Below are 25,255 nucleotides of genomic sequence, written 5' to 3'. Positions count from 1 at the left end.
ATTAGTATGAATTTATCTTTAATTACCGCCATCAAATTCCGTAAAGGTCGCCGTAAAAGTGGTATGGTATCGTTGATTTCGATCATTTCAACACTTAGTATCGCCATTGGCATTGCCGCCTTAATTATAGGGTTAAGTGCCATGAACGGCTTCGAGCGCGAGCTACATAATCGGGTTTTATCTGTGGTGCCACATGGGCAACTATATCCTGAATACGGCAATTTAGATAATTGGCAACATATTCAACAAGAGCTCAAAAATAACAGCCATATTGTATCGGCCTTACCGTTTGTTAATTTTACCGGATTAATCGAAAACGGCAGCAAACTAGCCGCAGTACAAGTACAAGGGCTTGATCCCGAGCAAGAAGTGCAAGTTAGCGCACTGCCTAATTATGTCCTGAATAATAAATGGCAAGATTTTAAGCCCGATAGCCAGCAAGTGATTATTGGAGCTGGGTTAGCTAAGAGCTTGTCGATAAATGAAGGGGGATGGGTTTCTTTATTAATTCCTGTATCGAGTGGGCCAAACCAACTCAAGCCGCCTAAACGGGTTCGTTTGCAAGTGGTGGGCATTTTAGAGTTAAGCGGTAGCTTAAGTAACAATATGGCATTGATCCCCTTAACCGATGCACAAAAACTTCTAAGTATGGGCGATAGCGTTACAGGCATTATGGTCAATGTGAATGATGTTTATCAAGCTAATAACCTTATAGGGCAGGCTGTATTAGCCCTTGATGAAACCCTAACATTTAATAGTTGGGAACAGACCTTTGGCTTTATGTATCGCGATATTCAAATGATCCGGCAAATCATGTATTTAGCCATGATTGTAGTGATTGGCGTGGCTTGTTTTAACATTGTGTCAACGCTTGTCATTGCCGTCAAAGACAAACAGCGAGATATCGCCATATTAAAAACGCTAGGTGCAACCAATCGGTTAATTCGGCATATTTTTATTTGGTATGGTGTGATATCAGGATTAATTGGTAGCTTAATGGGTGTTGTTTTAGGTGTGATATTGTCTTGGCAACTATCGAATATTATGGGTGGAGTTGAGTCATTGCTGGGGCATAAAATCCTAAATAGTAATATCTATTTTATCGACTTTTTACCCTCTGAAATCCATCTATTTGATGTAGTAATAGTGTTTATTACCGCTATGTTACTCAGCTTAATTGCTAGTTACTATCCAGCTAAACGGGCTTGTAACATCGATCCTGCACGGATTTTAAATAGCTTTTAGTCGTATCAAGTTTGCATAAAAAAGGCGCTGATTGATGATAATCTGCGCCTTTTTATTGTTAATAATAGACGTAATAACCACTAGGTAAAGCATAGCGCATATATTGTGCATAGATCCCCAATGCAGTGACAATAAATACAAGGCTAATAATAAGCCAACTTAGCTTACTTGGGTATTTGAATGTTTTAAGGCATAACGAAATCAGCCCACCCAGTACAAACCCAGTGCAAGCGCCACCGATATGAGCCATATTATCGATTGAAGGTAATAATCCTAATCCTGCAGTTAATACCAAACTAACTAGCATTGCTTTGACTGGCATTTCTTGTATATTGGTTTTAAACACCAAACAATAAGCTAGTAAAGCGGTAATAATCCCTAAAATTGCCCCCGATGCCCCACAGCTAATCACATTGTGATTGATAGTTGCAATATCACTTGATAAGCTTCCAACTAAGCCTGAAAAAAGATAAATACCTAAAAAAGCCATGGCGGGAATGCGCTTTTCTAAAATTGGTCCAGTGCTCCATAATGCCAGCATATTCATGGCTAAATGCGTAAAACTGACATGCATAAATAAATTAGTAAACATCCGCCAATACTGGCCAGAAAAAGTTAGCTCCGCAATATCGGCACCCCAATCAATTAAAAAGCGATTTTCATTTAGTGGCGAAAACCCACGGCTATCAAGTAGCCGAAATGCAAAAAAACACAGAATGTTGATTACTACTAGCGCCGTGGTGATTTTAGATTGACTGGCGTAATATTTAATATCATTTAAGGTGCTCATTAAAATTCCTTTTGAATAGTTGAATTTATTGGTAATAGGCGGGTTAATCTAATCGTTTACCCAATATTACTAAATCACGCTGAACATTATCCAATTCAGCAATTTTTGGAAGCAGCCCCCATTGTTGGTACTGCATTTTTTTAAATAAATTAACACTGGGTAAATTATGTCGAAACACATAACTAAAAATTGCCTCAATTCCTGCCTGTTTTGCAAATTGTTCAATTTTATCTACCATAAATTGACCAATTTTTTTACCTCGAAAATCCTGATCAAGATATAAGCTAATCTCAACCGTTTTATAAAAAGCAGGGCGCCCATAAAACGAAGATAAACTGATCCAACCACAAGGTTGATCTTGATATTTAATTAACCAAAGCGGACGATTTTGAGGATTATGCTGGTAAAACCATTCTAATCGACTTTCAACAGAAACAGGTACCGTATCGGCAGTCACTTGACGACTAGCAATTGTTGAATTATAGACATCGACAATAAAGGGTAAATCTTCTAATGTAGCATTGTGGTAAGTGATCATGTTTTTGCTGTAAGTGGTTAAAAAGAAATTATTGTAATTTTATTATTGAATGTAGGCAATAAGGGATATTTTGATTAAAAAATAAATAAAGTTGATGATGATTTTTGCATTCAAAAAAACTTAAATAAAATCAATAACTTTTCTGACTGTTTTTTATGTAAAAAACACATAAATTACAATCACAAATTACAACCAAACAAAGATATATTTAATTATAAATCTTATTTTTTATTTCCTAAATTTCAAAAAAGTCGTATAAAAATCGGTCAGGAAAGGTATTGATTTTATTAAAGTTTTTATTTGGTCGTTTTTAATCAAAACATACAATCCAAAACCATTTCCCAAAATATACCGACAAAATCTTAACCTCCTATTCTTAATAAAACTTTACAAATTTTTAACAAAAAAACTAGCGCATTATTAGTCAACCGACTATAATTTAAGCGCTTTTAAAGCAAGGGGATGCTCGCTAATTGAGCAGATAATTATAAAAAATCGAAATAAAACAAAATTTTACTTGACAGGACAATCGAAATGCGCTATCATAATCGGCATCTGGCATCTGGCATCTGGCCTGCCAAACCTACGCCCTAAATCTTTTTCAATTTCACCGTAGTCAAAAATCGGTTCAGCTCTCATTTTTATCACTCAACTCCGCGAAAGCGCTGGATTTATTGGCTGAATTATCGTCAAGATTATCGCCAACTTCCAAGTTATTATCCAAACGGTTATCTAACTCGTTAGCGCGGGCTTTTGCGTCACTGTTGTTACTGCTATTGTTATTGCTAACAATCCATCCAGTTTATGCGTTAACGGCAACAACAGTTAGTACGATAAGGGGGCACAAACCCTATTTATTGCTATCAGATGGTGTAACCAAAATAACCAATTTAGACGAGCTACTTGGTTTTAATGCTCCAAGCAGCGATGGTTCGGGTAATCGAGTCCAAATAGATGCCAGCATGGCAGGCTCCGTGATACGCGTGCCGGCAGGCACTAAATACAGTGATTTGGTTGCGTTAATCCCCACTGATGGCAATTTGTATAATGTACAAAATGTTGCAAGCGTGGGGGATGATGATGGTGATGCCGACACTGCTACCAATATAAGCATCACAGGCCAAATGAGGGCGACGTGGTATAACGGAGGCCGGCGCGTGACCGATTTAACACAAAGGCTCTCGTCGTGTGATGGTCCTTACAAATTGAAAATAGAAATCCCAACGGCGGTTAATGCTCACACGCGATATGGTGTACCTAATAGTAGCGATACTTATGGACCTCATAATGGGATAACATATACGGTTTCGCCTGGTATGACTATCTGTTATCTCCAGCCATCTGAGTTATATCTTCCTTCCCCACAGTCAGGAGCAAATTTTAAATATAACCGCTCTGTTTTTGAGCTCAAGTCAGAGTCTCACGGTCGTTATGATAATAGAGCTAGTGTTATAGGATTTAAGGCTGATTCTGGATTTCCAACGACAGGTTTTAAAGGGGCGAAATTCAGTTTAATCGGGCCGGGGCAAGACCAGAGCAAGTATCGTTGCAAGTCGCGGGATGATGGTGTCAAGATACACTTATCAAGTGATATTGCTAGGTTAAGTGTTAATTGGGCTGATCTGTTTTTATTTCCTTATCCCGGTCGCGTGGGTAGCAATTGCACGGTGATCTATCTTTCCGAAACTAGAGCATCATTTACCGCAGGGGGAACGCCGAAGATCACGATGGAATACGATACCGGCGGTGGAAATTGGATTGAAATGGATAGTTACCAAATACCGAAACCGAAGAAGTGGGGAATTTTTAAAGGTGGTGGGAGATATGCTAATGATCTGCCTAATCCGACACGATTCCCAGCATTAGATACATGTCGAGGCGTTCCATTAGGAACGACAACCTATCAGGAAGCAAGGAGTTTAGATGCCGCAAGCAAACAATTTAGGCAGAGATATCTATTCCGGCGGGACGAGTTGACGGTGGCGTCTACATTTTTTGGACCCAGCTTCCCAGAGGGGAGTTCTTTTCCTAGTAGTTACGCGAATCTTACGTTTTCTATTCGTGATACTGGGACATTTTTTACTGAGTGGGGAATTTTTTCTACTAGTGATATTTGGACTGCAGAAGTAGCAGGCCGATCTGATATGATGCGCGTGAGTCTTGGAGGTATTATCGGTGGTCTAAGTACCTACTCAGGAAGCTTTTTCTGCAGAGATGATTAACCATTAATGACGCATAAGGTTGGTTGTTAAATATAGACGTTATCAATCCATCTAACCCAAACAAAAATACTAAACAAGCCGACGATGAAGTCGGCTTTTATAAAGCAGTATCATAATTGAATAAAAACGAAAGCCACGAATTATGAAAATCAACGAAAAAGTTGTTCATTTTAGTATTTGTTGGTTTATTAGAATCCTTGTTTTTACAACTCAATAATAACGCGTCCACGGGTGATGTCGCTGATATTTTTTTGCAGTAATTGCGATTTATCTTGTGTTATGCCTGTTGTGACTTTGACACCTTCAGCATCAAACTCTTGATTTTCAATAATGGCATCAAGCTCCTTTAGACGATTTTCAATAATTGGCCATTCACTATAATAGCAGTGAAATTGCAGAGGAATACGGGCAATAAGTTCAATCAGCTCAGCTTGTTGTAAGCAGTGGCTAGCCGAACCACCATAAGCACGAATTAACCCGCCAGTACCCAGTTTTATGCCACCAAAGTAGCGAGTTACCACCACAACCACTTGATCGCAATCTTGCCCTTCAATGGCGGAAAGGATAGGGCGACCGGCAGTGCTGGTCGGTTCGCCGTCGTCATTAAATCGATATTGTTGTCCAATCTTCCATGCCCAGCAGTTGTGAGTAGCGTTGGGATCACTGATTTGGTTAATAAAGTCGGTGGCTTGTTCGGCTGTTGTAACTGGCGCAGCATTGACAATAAAGCGGCTTTTTTTTATTTCTTCTGTTAGTTCAACGGGATTTGCTAATGTATATGGCATGCTAATTCTGGTAAAATCAATTTATTGTGGATAATAATACTGAACAGAATCAAAATGTCTATTAATTTAGAACAATTAAGGCAAACACAACAGACGTTAGCAAAACAAGTTATATTAACCGATGCGTTTTGTCAGTCGGTTAAATTTATTGGTGGAACCGATGTAGGTTTTGAGGATGATGGTCATGTGACTAGAGCTGCAATGGTTGTTCTTACTTATCCTGATTTTAAAGTTGTTGAATACCATATTGCTCGAATAAAAACGCAGTTTCCTTATATTCCCGGTTATTTATCTTTTCGTGAGTATCCCGCACTGATCGAGGCATGGCAGCAGGTAACTCAGAAACCCGATTTATTGTTCGTTGATGGACAAGGGGTTGCTCACCCTCGACGTTTAGGTATTGCCAGTCATTTAGGTTTGTTGCTAGATATGCCAACGATTGGAGTGGCTAAAAAAAAGTTGTGTGGTCAGTATGAACCATTGCCAAAACAAGCAGGTAGTGTCACGCCTTTGCAAGATAAGCAAGAGCAGATTGGTTGGGTGCTATGTAGTAAAAATAATTGCAATCCTTTATTTATTTCGGCCGGTCATCGAGTGAGTCAAGATAGCGCTTTAAAATGGGTTAATTTATGCTTGCGTGGCTATCGCTTGCCCGAACCCACTCGCTGGGCTGATGCGATTGCGTCAAATAAACCTTTGTTTAAGAAGTTTAAACATGCACAATAATCCACTACCATTAAAAAAAGGTGGCTTTACCTTTAAACGTTTTTTTGTTGGGCATGACAAAAGTCCAATGAAGGTAACAACCGATAGTTGTTTGTTAGGCGCATGGGCGCCCATTTGTTCTGTTCCGCAAAAAATACTAGATATTGGCTGTGGTTGTGGCGTAATTGCGTTGATGTTAGCTCAGCGATTAGAGCATAATCACTGTCAAATTGATGCGATTGATATTGATGTGCAGGCGGTGGCACAATGTCAGCAAAATAGCCAACAAGCTGGGTTTACCTCGGTTAATGCGATTAATATCGATATTAATCAATTTGAGCCAAGTCATGCCGTGGGCTATGATTTGATTGTGACCAATCCCCCTTATTTTGAATCCGCTGTTGATTGTCGTAATCCGCAAAGGCAATTAGCACGCTATACCGAAAGTTTAAACTTTCAACAGCTTATTGGCACGGTTAAGCGTTTATTAAACCCCGCAGGTCAATTTTGTTTAGTTTTGCCTTATCATTTATCCAATCAGTTTAGGTTTTTATGTGAATCTAATCAGTTATATTTACACGAATTGATGAATGTTAGATATAGTGCAGATAAAGACTTTTCGTTGTCGTTGATGGCTTTTTCATTAATTGAGTCTAATAAGGTTAATTCGCAGGAATTGTGTATGCGAGATGATGATGGGCGTTATTCACAAGAGTTTAGACGGTTGTTAGCTGATTTTTATCTGTTTCGAAAATAACGCTTAGATGCTTACTTATTTTTAATTTCATAGTGAATCTAATTTATTTAATAGTAAATAATAAATCTTGATAAAAGAAATTTTCATCCTCAAAAGTTAAAGCATAAAATTAATGTTATATACAAATATAACTTATTATTTAAGTCGCTTGTATTCCTTTTATATATTCGTATTTTTTGCTCATATGAGGCTTTTTGAGATTGTCAAAAAGCCTCGACTAAATATGATCAGATCAAGAAGTATAAAATAGCGATGATAGCTAATAGGATAATTGCAATAGCATACACTTTGTCGTGTAAGTAACTAAATGCTGGTAAAGATCGTTCCTTTCTGGCATAGAGGTAAAAACATAGTCCCACACTATAGAGTATCATGGAAAGTAATAAATAAGTTGTACCACCAGCATAAATCAACCATACTCCATAAATCGATCCTAAAGCGCCAATCATAATTAAATAGGCTTTGCCTTGTTGAATAGCCAATTTGAAAACAAAAAGCGCCGAAAGCAAGTAGGGGATAAGTACCATTGAGGTTGATAGCTGGATTAAGGTGTTGTAGCCCGATTGATTGAAATGAGCAAGGATAATTAATACCGTTATTAAGCTTGTTGTTAACCATAAAGCGTTGGAAGGTGTACCCGCTTTGTTGAGTTTACCAAAGCAACTTGGCACCGTGTGCTGTTTGCCTTGACCGCTTAAAAATAGCATTTCGGCAGCTAGCATTAGCCACGATAATAATCCGCCACTGACCGACACGATTAAGCCGATGTTGATCAAGGTCGCCCCCCAGCTACCAATGACACGTTCAATGACTAAGGCCATTGATGGATTTTTCATTTGCGCCAGTTCTTGTTGCGGTACAATGCCAAGTGATAACACAGATACGCAAACAAGTAATAAACTGGTAATAGCAAAGCCCAAAAAGGTTGCGCGACTAATACTGATAATATTTTTGGCTCTTTTGGCATAAACCGTTGCGCTTTCAATTCCTAAATAGACCCAAACGGTATAAAGCATGGTGTTTTCAACTTGATCAATAATTGATCCTAATTGCGGTGTTCCCCAAAAGTCGATCTTAAATGTCGAGATTTTAAAGGCGAGACTAACACAAACAATAAATAAACCGATAGGCACAATTTTAGCTAATGTCACTAAACAATTTAATAAAAAGGCGCGATATATTCCTTTCAATACAAAATAATGTACTATCCATAACAATAAAATAGCTGCAATAACCGCCGGTAATGTGGTGCCATGACCAAAGAAGTTTAAGCTATCAAAAGATCCTAATGCGCTAAATAAAATAACTAAGTAGCTAGTACACGACATCCATGCCGATATCCAGTATCCCCATGCTGCATTAAAGCCGATATAATCGCCAAATCCTTCTCGTACATAGCCGTATAATCCATCATTGATTTTGTAAAATCGGATCGATAAATACTGAAATACCCGTGTTAGCATGAACATGCCCAAAAGGGTTATTGTCCATGCAATTAAAATCCCTGCAGTCCCTGACCCTTCGGCCATGTTTTGTGGTAGGCTAAAAACTCCACTTCCTACAATACTGCCAACAACTAATAGGGTAAGGGGAAGTATGCCTAGCTTTTTTTGTATTGGTGTATTCATAGTTCGCTTATTGTTAAGTTGAGTATTAGTAGGTTTTTATTCAATCATTTTAAAATCGTAATGACATGCAACTTACGCCACCATCTATTTTTTGATATTCAGAGGTATCCACTTCGATAACTTGGTAACCAAGCTTTGCGATTTTGCCTTTTGTAATTGGATAGCCTGCTGGCATAATAACGTGGTCGTTAACCCATATGCAGTTAGCCGCATAACTTTCTTGCTCAGGGATTTCAATAATATTAAGGTGTTGAAATTCGGGTTTAGTGATAAATTCGCCTGCTGCTAATAAGTTGTTATTTTCTAAATAAGCAAGACCCGTTTTTAGATGTAACACTTTTTCAAGCTTAACTACTGAGCCAGTTAATCCGTACTTTTCTAAAATAGCTATCATTTGGTTAGCACCAGTTTGGTTGGTTCGAGCCGATAAGCCAATGTAGTAGTGGTTTTCAACCATCATTATATCGCCCGCTTCAACTGTACCAGGTGCGTTAATTCTTTCCACTTTATTTGGATAAAATCTTTCGATGGTGTCAGCGATAATTTCAGTTTCTTCTCTGCGGCTTTCGGCTCCAGGTCTTGTAATAATGGCACAATATGGCGTACAAAGGACTGTATCTTCAACAAATACCGAATCTGGAAAACGTTCGTCAGCGGGTAAAATTGTGATATCGACATCGCACTGTTGTAATGCTCGGATGTAATTGTTGTGCTGATCTAGGGCTTTTTGATAATCTGGTTTGCCCAAGTTGGCTGATGTTAAACCGTTAATTAGTGATTTGGCGGGCATTCTTGCAATAATATGGTTAAATTTTTTCATTTTTTACTTACTCCTGTCTTATAATTATGCTTTATTTTTGAATAATAATTCACTATATTAACTAAATCAAGCTTAAATTTGATTTTTTATGCAATTTGTTTTTGTTGTGTTTAGTACTGAATTTTTACTGATATTGTAAGTGAGTTACGAATGGATAATTGTACAGAAGTATGGATGTCATTGGGGGATTATATAAAAAAGGGTAATATGAATTACCCTTAAAGATGTTTTTAAATCGTTGGATTATTCACCTTCAAAATCTACCAATGTAAAACAATCAATACCCATATTGGTGAGTTTAGTTTTACCCTCTAAACTTGGTAAGTTAATGACAAAAGCTGCATCTTCGGCAATGCCACCTGCTTTTTGAATCAATTTTGCTGTTGCAGCAACAGTACCACCAGTCGCTAATAAGTCGTCGATAATTAATACGCGTTCACCGGGATTGATGGCATCTGAGTGAATTTCGAGCGTATCAGTACCATATTCTAATTGATATTCTTCTTTAAATACGTGACGCGGTAACTTATTTGGTTTTCTAACTGGTACAAAACCTATATTTAATGCTAATGCAATCGGAGCTGCAAAAATAAATCCACGCGCTTCAGTGCCAACCACTTTATCTATTTTTTTATCTTTATAGTGATCGATTAATAGCTCAACAGAAGTTCGAAATGCAATAGGATTTTCAAGCAGGCTAGTAATATCACGAAATAAAATCCCTTTTTTAGGATAATCTGGGATGGTGATAATACTATTTTTGATTAGTGAAAGTTTTTCTTGTAATTGAGTCATATTAAATGTTCTCTATCTCTCTTCTATAAGAATGGACAATTTTTTATTATATACTTTCGCCGTTTGGCATGGCAATAAACAAAAAGTAATATCGCTGGAAAATAGAATCGTTGACTTGTTTTTTTACTTTTTTTTACAAAAAAATACAATATTCACACAGTTTGTTTGAGAGCAAATGCATTTAGTTTTTATTTGAATATTTTTTTTCGTGTTCAATTAACCAACGTTTTCGCTCTAAGCCTCCACCATATCCCATTAATTCGCCATTCGAGCCAATGACTCGGTGACAAGGTATGATAATTGCAACTCGATTAAATCCATTTGCACTTGCCACTGCACGTATAGCTTGTGGATTATTAATTTTTTCTGCTTGTTGTTTATAGGTGGTTAGTTTTCCGTAAGGAATTTGCTTTAAACAATCCCAAACGGCTTTTTGAAAGTCTGTTCCTGGTGTATGTAATTTGACATTAAAATAATGCCTTTTTCCTTGGAAATATTCTTCAATCTCTTTTTTGGCCTGTTTTATATGACTATTATCACCAAAAATAATTTTCATTTTTAATTGTCTTTGTAGTTGTTCGAGTTCAGTTTCTAACATTCTTCTATCTACAAATTCTAATAAGCAGATCCCTTTATTGGTAGAGCATACAAACATGGGGCCTAATGGCGTTGTTAAACGATTAATTAAAATAATGTCTTGATTGATACTTTCTAATGGCGTGTTTTTGATGATCTTTTTATAGGTATACCCAAAACCACTTAAAGATTCATACCCTGTGTTATAAGCGGTATTAATAACATTTCCTTCTACTTTAAGCTCTTGATAGGCTTGATTAATTCGGTACATCCTTTGATAAGTTTGGAAGGTGATTCCATAATGTTTTTTGAACCAGCGTCTGACCATTTCAGGGCTTATTTGATGTTTTTTTAATATGGTATCAGATACTTTTGTTTTAGGATTTTCTGTAATTAATGTGATGGCTTTAGTAACGTCAATAGGTGCTTCATTAGCATTTTCAGTTGGTTTGCAAATTTTACAAGGTCGATATCCTGCATCAAGTGCGGCTTTAAATGTAGTAAAAAATTCAACATTTTCAAATTTTGGTTTTCTTGCTCTGCAAGTCGCAATACAAAATACTGATGTTGTTTTAACTCCTGCATAAAAGATTCCCACATAGTTTTGATCTTTTGTGAGTAAAGCTTGATAATACTCTCTTATTTTGTCCGCATTACTAATAACCATAATTTTTTAAGCCTTAATTTTATTACATCTAATAATTAGTATGCATATTAAATAATATAGTAGCGGCTGCAACCGAAAAAACGACAACTATTTTTTATATTGAAAATTTGCCATAAAGAAAGACTTTAGAATAAAAAAACTTAACCAATTAATGATGTGTTGGTTAAGTTTTTTAGTTAATTTCTGTATAAAGGTGAATTGTTTAATGATTTTGCTACAAAGCTGTTGACTGATAGTGTTTTAAGTTTGGTTTGAATGTCCAATGCTTGCTGTTTTGATTCACACTGTGTAAAAACACAAGCTCCCGTACCTGTTAATCTACTAGGAGCGAATTGTGATAAGTAAGCTATGAGTTTATCAACTTCAGGATAACGCTCACGTACTACATTTTCACAATCGTTTTTAAATTGATCAAACGGTAAAGCAATAAGCTCTTGGATACTGAGCTTGGGTGTATCACGAGATAGGTTTGGTTCGTTAAAGACTTTGGCTGTTGATATTTCAATATTAGGGCAGGCGATTAGATACCAGTGTTCAGGAATGTCGACGCTTTGGAGTTGATCACCAATGCCTTCAGCAAAAGCTGCATGCCCATGAATAAAAATTGGCACATCAGCCCCAATTGTTTGGCCTATTTCGATTAATTCTTCAGTCGATAAGTTAAGTTGCCATAACTGATTTAGTGCGACTAATACAGTGGCAGCATTGGAAGAAGCACCGCCTAGTCCACCACCCATTGGCATTTTTTTATCAATTGTAATATCTACACCAATATTTTTTTTGTTAGCATACGACTTTAATCGTTCTGCGGCGATCGTAATTAAATTCTTATCGTCGGGAATGTTAGCAAATGGTGTTAATAATTTTATGCTGTCATCTTGACGGACTGTAAAGGTCAAAATGTCACAATAATCTACAAATTGGAATAGCGTTTGTAGATTATGATAATTATCAGCACGACGGCCTGTAATATATAAAAATAAATTTAATTTAGCAGGTGATAACCATTGTTTCATAAATATTATCCGTTATCGTAAAACCCAGTTGCTAATTTTTAATCGAACCACTACATCATCATGGGTAAGTTCAATGCTTGCAGGTAAATAAACTTCTTTATTTTTATAGGTATAATTTGTATAACTGGAAATTTTTAATGTCCATTTATTATTGCCTTGCATAAAGACGGTTGATATTAAGCGCCCTGAATTGTCTAATTTGTCAGCATTATTGTTGTCTGAAAATCCTTTTAACCAATTATGTAAAGAATTTAATGGTATATTTACGTTAGAGATTTTTTTCATTAGATTTTCAACGTTGACATCTTGATAACTTTCACCATTTTTATCAAGCAGTTGTGCATAATTAGGCTCGGCTTTTAAGCTTAAAATATTGGTACCAACGGGGGTGGTTAATTTGACTTCGTAATTATCTGTTGACTGTTGGGTAATTAAAAATCGACCATAATTACGAGACTTATTACTCATATAAGCAATACTGCCGTTTACTTGAAACGCATTTATTTGTTGTAGATTCTGTTGGTGAGCTTGCCATTGTTGTTCAACTGAAATGGAATTTTGTGATTTAGTTGATTGGCAAGCGGCGATAAATAAAGATAATACGATAAGAAAAGCATATTTGATTTTAGACATGAAGTAACTCTTAGTTGTTAGTGTTTGTTGTCAACGATGAGTGTATTATAACCGATAATTATCTGAATAAGAAAAAGTAACTATGTAAATTAATCTTTATTCTTTTTTTATGTATAATATAGGTTTAAAGCTCGTTTAATATAAATAAAATAATTATATCAATATATAACCTTCAAAAAAGAAGCGATGCAATGTCCATTACAATTTTTGGTGTTAATCATAAAACTGCGCCAGTCGCTTTAAGGGAAAGGCTTGCTTTTCCTGCTGAGATTGTCGATAAAGCGTTATACAGCTTATACCAACATCCTTTGGTTGAAGGGTGTGTGATTTTGTCTACCTGTAATCGAACAGAAATTTATTTGAGTTATGAGCATCAAACTGACTATCTAAGATTAAAACAGTCGGTAGAAAGTTGGTTAGGGCAATTTCATCATCTTGATATTGAGCTATATAAAGACTCACTTTATTGGTATGACGGCCAACAAGCTATTGAGCATTTGATGTCGGTTGCTAGTGGTTTGGACTCAATGATCATTGGTGAGCCACAAATTTTAGGACAAGTTAAGAAGGCATATAGTTTTGCTCAAAAACAAAACTGCTTATCTGTCCAATTAAAAAAACTATTTCAAACAGTATTTCATGTGGCAAAAATTGTTCGCAGTGAAACCAATATTGGTGCTAATACGGCATCTGTTGCTTATGCCGCTTGTTTAGTTGCTCGCCATCTTTTTGTTGATACTTCTAGTTTAAATATTATGCTTGTTGGAGCAGGGGAAACAATAGAGCTTATCTCACGCTATTTAAAACAGCATGGGTTTAATAAAGTGATTATTGCCAATCGTACCCGTGAAAAGGCATTAAAACTTGCAGTAGGTATCGATGCAGAAATCATTTCATTGCCTGATATCGCTAATCGGCTTAAAGATGTTGATATTGTGATTAGTTCAACAGCGAGCCCTTTACCTATCATAGGTAAAGGCATGGTTGAACGCACTTTACGCGCTAGAAATTATCGCAAAATGCTGTTTATTGATTTAGCTGTGCCTCGCGATGTTGAGGAAGAGGTTAATCAGCTCGATAATGTGCATCTTTACACTATTGATGACTTACAAAAAACGGTTGAAAGTAATTTAGAGCAACGCGCTATTGCCGCGAAAGAAGCGCAATATCTTATTCAAGAACAAGCTGAACAATTTATTGATTGGCTTAAAACTAGGTACGCTGTTGCTTATGTTAAGCAATATCGTAGTAATGCGGAAAGTATTAAGCGTGAGTTACAAATAAAAGCCTTAAACTCGATCAAGCAAGGTGCTAATATTGACGATGTTTTTGCTGAGTTTTCCCATCGTTTAACCAATAAATTAATCCACGCACCGACTCAAACATTACTCCATGCCGCTACACATGATTGTGATGACTGTTTCAAAGTGCTTAGTAAAGGTTTGGGCTTAAAAGAACACTAGTAAATATATCGCTTTGTCTAAAAAACGAGGAATAAATTGGATCAGATTGAATTTTTTGATATCCCAAGCCCTTGTAAACGAGTTTGTGAAACTGATAAACAAGGCTATTGTATTACCTGCTATCGCTCAAGAGAAGAACGATTTAACTGGTTAACCTTGAGTGATAGCCAAAAGCAAGAAGTCTTACGTTTGTGCAAACAACGGGCATTAAGGCGCCATTATCTATTATTACAGCAACAACGACAACAACAATTAAATCCAAACACATCACAATTTGATCTTAATTTCTGAAATCTATTTATCTATTTTTAACTGTATATTGTAATCTTGTTTAACTAAGAGTAGGATTTTTGATACATATAAAGATGGCAATTTTTGAGTCACCTTTTTTAATTTTATTGGAACTTAGAATATGAAAATGTGTATTGCTTGTGGCATGCCAATGACAGCTATTGCTGATTATCCATTGCTTGATATGTCTAAAAGCTATTGTAAACATTGTGCTCATAAGGATGGCACAATGAAAACATTTGATGAAAAATGGCATGAAGTCACATTACAATATGCTAAAAATTACAATATTGATAATGCTATAGCTAAACAAACGGCTTATATAATCCTTAAAAAATTACCTGCATGGAAGCCTAGAAGGTAGCTTGTTTTTTAGACATACAAAGCACTTTATGATAATAGTTGTTGCAGATATTGCAAAGCTAAGTATAATGCTAACGTTTACTTATTTACACTTTTAATGCCAGTGTGGCGAAATTGGTAGACGCAGCGGATTCAAAATCCGCCGCCCTTAAAAGCGTGTCGGTTCGAGTCCGACCACTGGCACCAAGTCCACAAAAAGAACTCCAGTTTATCGTTCAACTTTTTAGTTTCTCTGTACAACAACAGTTAAAGAGAAAACAGTTAGTTGGAATTTCGCCTGAGTATAATAAAGAAAATACTTGGCAAGTTTGCTTTCTTTATCCTTCGACATATAAAACTCTAAAAGACTTAAAGCATTCATTGATTTTTTTGCTAAAAAAATGATCGCATCCTTTTTTTTGTGTATTTGGAAGTTAAAGAAGAGGATTGATTCTGTCTAGGTTATTTTTTGTAAAAAATATTCAGGATTCTATACCGTTTAGTGATTGATTGAGACTTTGCTGTCTCCTCATTGTTAAAAGGTATGATCACTATCGTAGCAATTAAAAATTCAAAAAATTTGCCAGTTGTCAAATGAATGTGTAGCTGAAAGCGTGATTCGTGCTTTAATGCAGATGTAGCATAATCAGTAAATAGTTAGGTTTTTCTACAGCATTTCAAATTTATGGTATTACTACAAATAATATTAAAAATGATAGCTAAAATAGTTGTTTTATTAAATTTATGATAATATTTGGTCCCCTTTAAAACCTTGAAAAGTTAATGCGATGAAAAAAATAAAATATTCTTTGTTGCTAGTTTGCAATATAACATTGGTTGGTTGTTTTGGTTCAGATACCTTTTCGTCTAGCTCAGTTGATCGTATGATTGACAATCCAACTCCGAATGAAATAAAAGTGATTGTTGATGGAAAAGAATTAACCATTCCAGCAAAATCAAGTGTAAATTATACATTTGAGTACGGTAAGCATACATTGTCTTACGGCAATCAATCGTTAAATTTTATCGCTAAGCCTTCAACAACTGATAGTTCTGGATTAATTAATCCTACTCAAAGTAACTATTATTTGTTAACAACTTTCTATACAACTTCGAATGTAAGTGACGAAACTTACGATAAGTTGATAGCTAAACATTTAAATTCAGTTCCTGTAATTATTAACGGTGAACAACAAGAGCTTGAACTGCCGGTTAAAGTTATTAATGATGTTTTTATTGAGCGTCAAAAAGATTTTTGGGATTATTCAGTTGATGAGCCTTATCCAGCTGAAGTTACTTTACGAGGAAAAGGACAGTTCCAATCTCAAAAAATCAAATTATTCCGCGAAGATAGTTTTATTGAATCTTTGAAAGCAGAAGGATTTAATGAGAAAGTAAACTTCATAAATCAGCATCCTACATTTTCTGAGATAAAGAAATATACGATTCCAAATATTCAGTTAGATGCTATTGTTTGTAAGAAAGGGCGTGAATTTGTAGAAACTCAATTAAATGATTGGAATAAGTTTTTTACCTCGACCGGTAAAGACTTAGCATCATTATATAAACAGTTAACATCGAATGAAACTTTTCAGAAAAAACATGCCATTATAAAAGAATGCACATCAGAAGGGGATAAAAATCAAAGTTATCAATCGGCGACAAGACAACTTGAGGAGGCATTCGATGAAACTAAACAAATCAATTTTTTTGTTACTCAGTAAATAAATTAAATACTTTTAGTGTCAGCAAAATTGTTATTTAGCTAGCATTTTAGCCGTATAAGTATAAAACGAGTGGTAAACATAAAGGGCTGTGTTTTAGGACATGGCCTTTTTTTCATTATTATAAGGGTTATTTTATTGAAAAACGGGCATAAGCCCGTTTTAGTGAATGGCTAGTTGTAAATAACTATTGTTGTGGGATGATGCTTATCTTTTGTCCACCTTTTGATACAGCTTGAATCTCACGATTATACATTGCTTCTCCAAATGCAGGAGGAATACTGTAAGTTCCTATATTGGTTGCTTTGATCTGATAGGTGAATTCTTGTATTTTATTATTATAAGTTGAACCATAAATAATAACACGATCTTCACGTACATCTGTATATTCAGGATACCAAGTATGTTTTCCTGTTTTTATACCAATTGGTGAAACCCAACCATAATTTTCATCATAATCATCTTCATCATAATCATCTTCTTCATAGTCATCGTATTCTTCATTATCTTGAATATATTCGTCAGAATCTTCTTCCTGAGAATCTATTGGTTGTTGTACTACTTCAAAACCACCTGGTAGTAAATCAACAATGGCAATATTAGTTGCACCTTCATCTGCTAGTGCTCGGATTCTAACTGTTACGTTAATTTTATCGCCAAGTTTGACTTGTTCAACAGGTTTGCCATCAAGATCAGTAAATTCACGATATACTTCAAGCCCCTCTTTAATTGGCTCTTTAGGGATATCTTTGTCATAACCTTGTTCAGAAAACATATACCAAACAGGTAAGCTTGATTTATTAGTTATGTTTAATTGCGTATCTTGAACATTAAACCTACCTTTAGTCAAAATTCCATTTAAACTTGCAATAATTCTTTGTTTTTCTCCATCTTTTGATATTGCATTAATTTGAAGGGTATCTTTAGATAAATTTGATTGTTCAATGCTCTGCGAATAACTACTTAAAGCCAATATTGTCATTGCTGATGATTGAGTAGTATATTTTTGTTCATTCAGCATGATAACCATATTTTCTAATGCTTGCGCAGGAATATCTTTTACTTTTTCAGGAAAATGTTTGCCGATTAAATAGATTTTTCCTGCATTAACGACTAGTGGATCATAATAGTTGTTTAGCCACCAAGCACGATCATATGCAGCTTCTAATTGTTGCCAAACAGGTTTGATTAATTTATTTGCCTCTTTATCCATTTTTAACATTTTATAAGATGAAGCTAAATACATTGCCGTTATATCTTTTTTCCATGAATCTTCTTTTCGATTAAGATCGCTCATGGTAGAGGCTAAATAGCTTGTTGTTACTTTATTTTGCCTTGTTAATAAATAGATAGCATAAGCACGGACTCTTAAACCATAAGTACTATTATCTCTAGATACAGCAATTGTTTGCAGATATTTATTAGCATTATCAAGCATTTTTTTAGGTACTTTATAGCCCATTTCTTTTGCTTCAAGCATAAAGTTTACTGCATATAATGTAATAAAAGGATTAACATTGTAAGTTGAGTACCATAAACCAATTGCACCCTCACTATTTTGACGAGATTGCAACACTTGGAATAGTTCTGATAATGGTGCTATCCCTTCTTTCGAAGCCAGATCAAAATCACGATATTTACTCGCTATTAAAACAGGAATTGCTCGGCTTACAATCTGTTCAGAACAATAGTGTGGGTAGTCTTGTAAATAGGTACTTAGGCCTTTACTTAGTATAAATGGTGAATAAGATGCGGTAGCTTCTCGTTTACTTAAGTTACTATACATGTTTCTAAAATCAGTAAACGTTTGTTTATGATCTTCCATTCTTCCCATTTTTGTGATTAATCTGTATTCAGTTAATGGCCTTATTGAAAGGCTAACATCACGTGTGATTGTAATATCATTATAGTTGGCTGAAAAGTGAAGATCGCTATTACCAAGTTTGTCGGTTGCCTTAAAATTAAATTTTAAAACTCCAGTTTTGCCATTAGCTAATTCAATAGCTTTGTTACTGTCGCCAATAATTGATAGGTTAGGGGATGTTGAAACCTTAATATTGATCGGAACGACTTTATCTCCAATATTTTCAATCAGGTTAGTTACATTTAGTGACACTTCAAACTCATCATCTGGTGCAGCAAAATATGGAGCATTAGTTTGTAAAACAATATCATTATGTACAGTTGTTGACATTTGAGTATGTCCCATTGTTTTATCACCAACCGATACAGCCATGATACGAATTTTGCCATTAAAATAATCAGGCACTTTATATTCAAAAGTTTTATCGCCATCTACATCAATAATACCTGACCAATAGGATACAGGTTCGTCTACTTTGCGTTTAAATGGATTTAAATGATTTGATAAGACATCATCATTATCACCATCACCACCAGGAGCGGATGCTGTCAATAAATGACGAAATTCTGGCAATATAAGATCTAAAATTTGCGAAGTTCTTACTGATAGTGCTTTTTTGCGTAAGAAGTTATTTAATGGATCTTTAAGTTTATAATTTGAGACCTGTAAAATTCCTTCGTCTACCGCAAATACAACCGCTTTTTGTGGTGTATTTGTATGTAAAGTAATTGGCAGTGTATCTCCAGGTTTTATTAGTGATGGTGCTTGTAATACAATTTTATCATTAAATTGCTCATTTGAAATTTTGAATGGTATAACACCGTAACTAAGTGGACTCATAAAAATTTCATCTGAATTTGGATCACGAATAAATTGGACATTAATATAACCATTGCCGCTAATGTCTTTAGGAAGTGTTATTTTTTGTACTGAGCTTGTTGTGTCTGTATGGAACCATTTCCAAGCATACACTTTGTCGCGTTCAATGGTAATAATACCACTACCTACATACGGTGCAGTGATTGAAACTTCGATTTCGTCACCTGGATTATATTGTGCATCTTTAATCTTTAATGTTAATTCTGCATTACGATCTAAATCACGAGTAATATTAGCTGTACCTACAATAGAGTATTTACTTTGGTAAAGTAACTCATCGTTTTTATTTCTAATTTGGATAATATAATTACCTGGATTTTTGCTATCTAATTCGTATGTTGTTTTTTCAGAACTAATCTTAAATGGCTGTTCTAATAGTACTGATTCTTTACGGCGTGATTCGTATTTATAAACCCCCGAAGGCTGTTTGACTAATACTGAAAGATATTTTTCTTCCATTATAACAAGTTTTAGATCAGATAACTCTATTTTTTCTAGGGCAGGATTAATAGCTATAAAATCAATATGACGAACCGAATCTTTATTAATGTATCTTAAAGTACCATCAGCTTTTGCACCAACCAAATAATCATTTGGTGATACAAAGGTGCTTGCTGTTGCAGCAACACTTCGACCGCTATCCGGTTCAAAAACGTCTGTTAACATTCTTAATGTATAGTTGCCTTCAAAGCTTTGCATATTGTCATTAAGATCGATTTTTACTACACCATTTTCATCTGTTGTTTCGTCATCTAATTCAACTTTAAAACTATTTCTTCCCCCTGAAATGTTTTGATAAAAATAGTAGTCCTCATATTTTTTAAAATAAGGGGTTGAAGGTTCAAGAATCAATGTATTTGTTACTCGTCGATTAGCAGCATCTGTACCAAATAAGTTTTTGGCTTTGATTTCAGCCTGAATATCTTCAGGTTTTAACCACCCATCTTTTATCTCTGGTAATAATTTAAGCGATACGGTTGTTTTATCGGGCTCAAATTCACGAACCACAATCGAACTAGAACCTAACAGTACCCGAGACTCTTCATCATCATTTTTTAAATATAAATTAATATACCAATCACCAGTAGGGGACTCATAATTGGTTTTATAGCTAAGCTCATTAAATCCTGATTTATCTAGCACAATTGGTTGTTTTAGTACTAAATTGGATTTTGGATCATAAATTTCTGCTTCTACAGTGATCCCTTCCAAGGAATTTTCCCAATTTTGAGCTCGAACTATGGTGCCAATGTGGAATGTATCACCTGGACGATAAATACCTCTATCTGAAAAAATATGTGAACGTAATTCTCCACCTTCTATGGTTTCACGGATACCACCTATATCAAAACGAGATAAATTTAAATTTCTTTCATAACTTTTGATTGGTAAAAATGATAAATCACGTCCTTTTTCAACAACATATAAAAGTGGTTTAATACCTTGATAATATTCAGATAATGGTGAAAAGTGGACATGACCGTTACTATCAGTTTTTTGTGAAGTAATAGTGATTCCATTCATTCCCAATACTGAAACTTTAGCATTACTAATCGGTTCACCTGAGCTTATCGATTGAATAAATAGATCATTTGATTGATCAAGCGATTTTTTAGCTATAATTCCTAAATCAGTCACAACAATAAAACGAGAAGCCATGAACTCATATTGAGTATCTTTCGTTTTTTTCCCATAAAGTCTTAATAAAAAGACCCCTCGATTTTTATTACCGTTTGTATCGGCTGTTAAGTAACGAGTTAAATCGACATTGGTGTATTTTACTTCCTCTGGAGCTCCTGTAAAATCTTTAGTTATACTGTATTTTTCAACAAAATGATCATTATCAAGTTCACCAAAATCCATATCTTTAAATTCATAGCTTTGATTAAACGCTACTAGATGTTGCAATTGTGAAGGAATAACGCGATCCATTTCTAACTTCATTTGTTCTAAATTACGTGAAACGATTGGTAATTTTTTTTCGCCTGATAAGGATAGTAAAGAACCTGATGCAGCAAAATCAAGATAAGTTGGGTAACTAGGAACTGTCAATATCGTCTGATAATCTTGTTTTAAAAAATACCCATCTTGAGAAGATAAAGGTTGATTAACCTCAATATATAATTTTGAGTTTTGTTCGGTTTTGAATTCAAAGCTAATTTGATTCTGATAAGTAAGTTCAGTATCAATTGGTTTCATTGATATTGGAGTCGATTTTTCGAGTATTTCTGGAGTTACATTATATTTTATTTCGTATCTACCAGAAGTGCTATTGCTATCTTTTTCACTATACGAACCATTTTTATTTTCAGGTAATTGCCAAACTTTGATTGCTTTTGATACATCTTCAGATCTTACAGCATGACTTAATGATAATACTAATACCTGCTGTATTTTTTCGTTGCTTTTTTCGACCAATGTAAGCTCTGTTTTTGTAACGCTTAAATGATATTTATCCGGTACAGTTACATTATTAGTTATATCGTAATTTATTGGGCTACCACCTAAAGCTGACTTAACCCCCTTGTTAATTCTTATTTTTAAATAACCTTCGTTATCAAGTAAGGGAATAGGTGCACTCTTTATATATGCAATTTTGTCATTATCACCATAGGTTATAGTAAAATCGACATGGTTTAAAAATTTATCATAGTTTTTTCCGTAAAAACTGTCATATTTCTTGTCTTTTTCATAAAGTGATAAAACAATATTTTTTTCAAAACTTTGTTTATCAACAGGATGACTAAATTTGATTGTATTTATGACATTCCTAACATTAGTTTCTGTAGGATTGGAATAAAGCTCACCTCGATTTTTGAAATTATATTCGAAATCAGGAGAAATAAAGGATAAGATTTCACTATTTTTTTCTAGTTCGCTATTTTCAGCCAATAATTTTGACTTATCCAATACGACTGTATATTTAATACCAAGTGGCCACTTTCTCTCTTTTGGTATGAATCTTATTATTGAATCATTTGACCATGTCCATTTCCCCTCAATGTTTGGTGAAATGGTAATACCTTCTGTTATTTCATCTTTATTGATTGATTCTAGGGGAATTGGTGGGCGTTTAGCACCGATGAATTGGATATATATTATACCGTCACTTGTACTTGGTGGGGTTAATTCAGCTGAATAGGTATTTATTACTACAGGTGCTGGTTCAATCGGTTTTGGACGATTTAAATACCAATGATAGGCGTAATTACCAGAAAAGTAAGCAATAAATCCCAAAATAATACTTGCACCAATTAAAGTTTTTATTTTTTTTAATGTAGAACCTACTGCATAGTAAAATCTTTTTGCATTAGGTAGCCAATCTGGTGTTGACCATTTTATATCACCGATAATTGGACTAAATAACCAAAAAAATCCTTTTGCTAAAATTAGTAAAAAAAGCAAAAAATAACTGATTATTTCCCAAGCCTTTTGCAAAATATAGAAAGGTAGTTGCAAGATTAATTTCAGTAATCCCATTATTTATTCCTATTCCTTATATAAAATTTAAAAATCAATTTTTTTATTATGTTTTGTATTTCAATACGCACACTTTTCAAAATTTCGACAAGCTTTTTTATCGTTTATTTTTAATAGTGAATATTATTTTAAAAATACTAATTTTTTATAATATAACACTTTACATAATAATGCCACTTACAAATATAAAATGTAGATATTTAAAGGGATCGGATAACCAGTTGAAAAAATAGGCATTTATAATTATCAATTTACTTTATTTTTTAGCAATAAAAACCGCTCGCATTGGAGCTGGGTAGCCTTCAATGGTTTTTGTTGAATCGGTCGGATCTAAAAAGTCCGCAAGAGAATCAGATGTCATCCATTCTGTTTTACGTTGTTCATCCAAACTGGTGAGTGATATATCAACTAGTTTTGCATCAGAAAATCCACATTTTTCTAACCAACTAATCATCGTTGGAACAGATGGAATAAAATAAACATTCCGCATTTGAGCATAGCGTTCACCCGGCATGAGTGCTGTATGTTCAGCACCATCAATGACTAATGTTTCGAGTACTAATTGACCATTTTCAACGAGTTGATCTTTTAATTGAAATAAATGATCAAGTGGCGACCTACGATGATATAAAACGCCCATTGAGAAGACTGTATCAAAAGCACCAAGTTTGGGTAACTGCTCAATACCAAGTGGTAATAAATGCGCTCTTTGATCGTTACCCAATAATTTGCGAATAGCTTCAAATTGGCATAGATAAAGTGCCATAGGATCGATTCCAACAGCAAGTTTTGCTCCAGCGCCAATCATGCGCCATAAATGGTAACCACTATTACAACCCACATCTAAAACAATTTTACCTTCTAAATTATCAATATGATTAATTAAGCGTTCCCACTTCCAATCTGAACGCCATTCTGTATCAACATCAATACCATATAAGTGAAAAGGGCCTTTACGCCATGGCATCATGTTTTTCAGTAGTTGAGTAATTCGTTGCTGTTCACCAATCGAGATAGGTTTTTCACTATTGACAGTTACACTATGCAGTAAATCAATTTGATAAGGGGGGATAGCTGGTAAGTGTTTAATACTATTGAGCCATTGATTAAAACGGTTATCAATATTTTGGTTTTGCCAGTTTGCCAGTTGTGCTGGTAAGACTTCTAGCCAGCGACTTAGTTTATTTTTTGCGATAATCTGGTAAAAATCACCAAAATCAATCATTCTGTTTTCCTTATCAATTAAGCTTAAATCAATCAGTTATTTTATGGCAATGATAGAGCCAAAATTAAAGCATTGAAACCATGTATCAATATGTTTAAAACCAGCTTCAGATAGTCGCTGTTTATGGGTTTTGATTGTATCTGTTAGCATGACGTTTTCTAACATGTTACGTTTTTGGCTGATTTCAAGTTCACTGTAGCCGTTAGCACGTTTAAAATCATGGTGCATATTAAATAACAATTCGTCGATAGTTGAATCACTAAAACTAAATTTTTCAGACAGCACTAAAATACCATTAGGATTTAATGCGCTGTAAATGTTATTTAAAATACGTTGGCGATTTGCTGGCGTCAAAAACTGTAAAGTAAAATTAAGTACTACCATTGACGCGTTTTGCATATTGAGGTTACAAATATCATCACAAATTACATCCACTGGTGTATTTGCTTTATATGATTCAAGGTGCCTTTTACAGCGATCAACCATGGGCTGGGAATTATCTACTGCAACAATATGGCAGTTTTCGTGATTAACATGACGACGAATAGATAATGTGGCAGCACCTAAGGAACAGCCTAAATCATAAATCGTTGAATTAGGCTGTACAAATCTTTCTGCTAACATGCCGATCATTGAGATGATATTAGAATAACCAGGTACGGAACGCTGCACCATATCAGGAAAAACTTCAGCGACTTTTTCATCAAATGTCCAATCGCCTAATTTATCTATTGGTGTCGAGAATAGCTGGTCTTTTTTGGTATCCATAAAACTAATTGGTACTATAGAAATTAATTCTGTTATCATATC

General features: G+C 34.8%; 20 protein-coding genes and 1 tRNA gene. 9 read left to right on the top strand and 12 right to left on the bottom strand.

Translation table 11 applies throughout. The annotated features are described in order from the left end of the window. The first annotated feature begins 6 nt into the window (after positions 1 to 6). Positions 7 to 1,245 (top strand): lipoprotein-releasing ABC transporter permease subunit LolE, encoded by a 1,239-nt coding sequence (lolE, locus tag ACYH9I_RS01340; RefSeq protein WP_483558307.1) that lies wholly within the window; start codon positions 7 to 9, stop codon positions 1,243 to 1,245. 58 nt (positions 1,246 to 1,303) lie between these two features. On the opposite strand, the gene ACYH9I_RS01335 is transcribed toward lolE, so the two are convergent. Together ACYH9I_RS01335 and ACYH9I_RS01330 are read right to left on the bottom strand one after the other, a co-directional pair. Beyond that, positions 1,304 to 2,035 (bottom strand): rhomboid family intramembrane serine protease, encoded by a 732-nt coding sequence (locus ACYH9I_RS01335; RefSeq protein ID WP_483558305.1) that lies wholly within the window; start codon positions 2,033 to 2,035, stop codon positions 1,304 to 1,306. Positions 2,036 to 2,078: 43 nt separating this feature from the next. After that, positions 2,079 to 2,573: a GNAT family N-acetyltransferase gene (locus ACYH9I_RS01330; RefSeq protein WP_091347083.1), complete on the bottom strand. Its 495-nt coding sequence runs from the start codon at positions 2,571 to 2,573 to the stop codon at positions 2,079 to 2,081. A 674-nt stretch (positions 2,574 to 3,247) separates the two neighbouring features. On the opposite strand from ACYH9I_RS01330, the gene ACYH9I_RS01325 reads away from it, so the two are divergent. Beyond that, positions 3,248 to 4,795 (top strand): hypothetical protein, encoded by a 1,548-nt coding sequence (locus ACYH9I_RS01325; protein WP_483558303.1) that lies wholly within the window; start codon positions 3,248 to 3,250, stop codon positions 4,793 to 4,795. Between the two features lie 203 nt (positions 4,796 to 4,998). Here the strand turns inward: ACYH9I_RS01325 and ACYH9I_RS01320 are convergent, their stop codons facing one another. Next, positions 4,999 to 5,580, bottom strand: a complete 582-nt coding sequence (locus ACYH9I_RS01320; protein ID WP_091347074.1) for an IMPACT family protein — start codon at positions 5,578 to 5,580, stop codon at positions 4,999 to 5,001. Positions 5,581 to 5,640: 60 nt separating this feature from the next. On the opposite strand from ACYH9I_RS01320, the gene nfi reads away from it, so the two are divergent. Continuing rightward, on the top strand, positions 5,641 to 6,306 hold the full coding sequence (nfi, locus tag ACYH9I_RS01315; RefSeq protein ID WP_483558418.1) for a deoxyribonuclease V: 666 nt from the start codon (positions 5,641 to 5,643) through the stop codon (positions 6,304 to 6,306). Continuing rightward, complete coding sequence (locus ACYH9I_RS01310; protein WP_483558302.1) at positions 6,296 to 7,042, top strand: tRNA1(Val) (adenine(37)-N6)-methyltransferase; 747 nt, start codon at positions 6,296 to 6,298, stop codon at positions 7,040 to 7,042. The genes nfi and ACYH9I_RS01310 overlap by 11 nt, the downstream gene beginning before the upstream one ends. Before the next feature lie 227 nt (positions 7,043 to 7,269). Here the strand turns inward: ACYH9I_RS01310 and ACYH9I_RS01305 are convergent, their stop codons facing one another. The 6 genes from ACYH9I_RS01305 to lolB form a co-directional block, all read right to left on the bottom strand. After that, positions 7,270 to 8,670: a basic amino acid/polyamine antiporter gene (locus tag ACYH9I_RS01305; RefSeq protein WP_483558300.1), complete on the bottom strand. Its 1,401-nt coding sequence runs from the start codon at positions 8,668 to 8,670 to the stop codon at positions 7,270 to 7,272. 49 nt (positions 8,671 to 8,719) lie between these two features. Beyond that, entirely contained in the window at positions 8,720 to 9,490 is a 771-nt protein-coding gene (gene ddaH, locus ACYH9I_RS01300; RefSeq protein WP_483558298.1) for a dimethylargininase, read from the bottom strand. Between the two features lie 243 nt (positions 9,491 to 9,733). After that, positions 9,734 to 10,285 (bottom strand): adenine phosphoribosyltransferase, encoded by a 552-nt coding sequence (gene apt, locus ACYH9I_RS01295; protein WP_483558296.1) that lies wholly within the window; start codon positions 10,283 to 10,285, stop codon positions 9,734 to 9,736. 181 nt (positions 10,286 to 10,466) lie between these two features. Beyond that, positions 10,467 to 11,528, bottom strand: a complete 1,062-nt coding sequence (locus tag ACYH9I_RS01290) for a bifunctional transcriptional activator/DNA repair enzyme AdaA (RefSeq protein WP_483558295.1) — start codon at positions 11,526 to 11,528, stop codon at positions 10,467 to 10,469. Between the two features lie 176 nt (positions 11,529 to 11,704). Next, positions 11,705 to 12,544 (bottom strand): 4-(cytidine 5'-diphospho)-2-C-methyl-D-erythritol kinase, encoded by an 840-nt coding sequence (ispE, locus tag ACYH9I_RS01285; RefSeq protein ID WP_483558293.1) that lies wholly within the window; start codon positions 12,542 to 12,544, stop codon positions 11,705 to 11,707. A 12-nt stretch (positions 12,545 to 12,556) separates the two neighbouring features. Next, positions 12,557 to 13,177 (bottom strand): lipoprotein insertase outer membrane protein LolB, encoded by a 621-nt coding sequence (gene lolB, locus ACYH9I_RS01280; RefSeq protein ID WP_483558291.1) that lies wholly within the window; start codon positions 13,175 to 13,177, stop codon positions 12,557 to 12,559. A 191-nt stretch (positions 13,178 to 13,368) separates the two neighbouring features. Between lolB and hemA the strand changes: the two genes are divergently transcribed. The 5 genes from hemA (at position 13,369) to ACYH9I_RS01255 (ending at position 16,997) form a co-directional block, all read left to right on the top strand. Next, the gene (gene hemA / locus ACYH9I_RS01275; protein ID WP_483558289.1) at positions 13,369 to 14,640 is read left to right on the top strand and encodes a glutamyl-tRNA reductase; all 1,272 of its coding nucleotides are present in this window, start codon (positions 13,369 to 13,371) and stop codon (positions 14,638 to 14,640) included. 36 nt (positions 14,641 to 14,676) lie between these two features. Continuing rightward, positions 14,677 to 14,931, top strand: a complete 255-nt coding sequence (locus ACYH9I_RS01270; RefSeq protein WP_483558288.1) for a DUF1289 domain-containing protein — start codon at positions 14,677 to 14,679, stop codon at positions 14,929 to 14,931. 121 nt (positions 14,932 to 15,052) lie between these two features. After that, a complete protein-coding gene (locus ACYH9I_RS01265) occupies positions 15,053 to 15,295 on the top strand; it encodes a zinc ribbon domain-containing protein (RefSeq protein WP_483558286.1) in 243 nt (80 codons plus the stop codon). A 98-nt stretch (positions 15,296 to 15,393) separates the two neighbouring features. Beyond that, positions 15,394 to 15,480 (top strand) — tRNA-Leu (locus ACYH9I_RS01260). Positions 15,481 to 16,061: 581 nt separating this feature from the next. Continuing rightward, entirely contained in the window at positions 16,062 to 16,997 is a 936-nt protein-coding gene (locus ACYH9I_RS01255; RefSeq protein ID WP_483558285.1) for a hypothetical protein, read from the top strand. A gap of 187 nt (positions 16,998 to 17,184) precedes the next feature. Here ACYH9I_RS01255 and ACYH9I_RS01250 read toward each other — a convergent pair whose 3' ends face one another. The 3 genes from ACYH9I_RS01250 to cmoA all read right to left on the bottom strand — a co-directional run bounded on the left by ACYH9I_RS01250 (position 17,185) and on the right by cmoA (position 25,252). Next, complete coding sequence (locus tag ACYH9I_RS01250) at positions 17,185 to 23,220, bottom strand: alpha-2-macroglobulin family protein (RefSeq protein ID WP_483558284.1); 6,036 nt, start codon at positions 23,218 to 23,220, stop codon at positions 17,185 to 17,187. A 256-nt stretch (positions 23,221 to 23,476) separates the two neighbouring features. Continuing rightward, a complete protein-coding gene (gene cmoB / locus ACYH9I_RS01245; protein ID WP_483558282.1) occupies positions 23,477 to 24,445 on the bottom strand; it encodes a tRNA 5-methoxyuridine(34)/uridine 5-oxyacetic acid(34) synthase CmoB in 969 nt (322 codons plus the stop codon). 36 nt (positions 24,446 to 24,481) lie between these two features. Beyond that, positions 24,482 to 25,252 (bottom strand): carboxy-S-adenosyl-L-methionine synthase CmoA, encoded by a 771-nt coding sequence (cmoA, locus tag ACYH9I_RS01240; RefSeq protein ID WP_483558280.1) that lies wholly within the window; start codon positions 25,250 to 25,252, stop codon positions 24,482 to 24,484. Positions 25,253 to 25,255 lie beyond the last annotated feature (3 nt).

The sequence above is a fragment of the Gilliamella sp. X-23 genome (assembly GCF_057063545.1).
The sequence above is the reverse complement of the archived record's forward strand: the minus strand, read 5'-3'. Positions and strand labels throughout refer to the sequence as shown.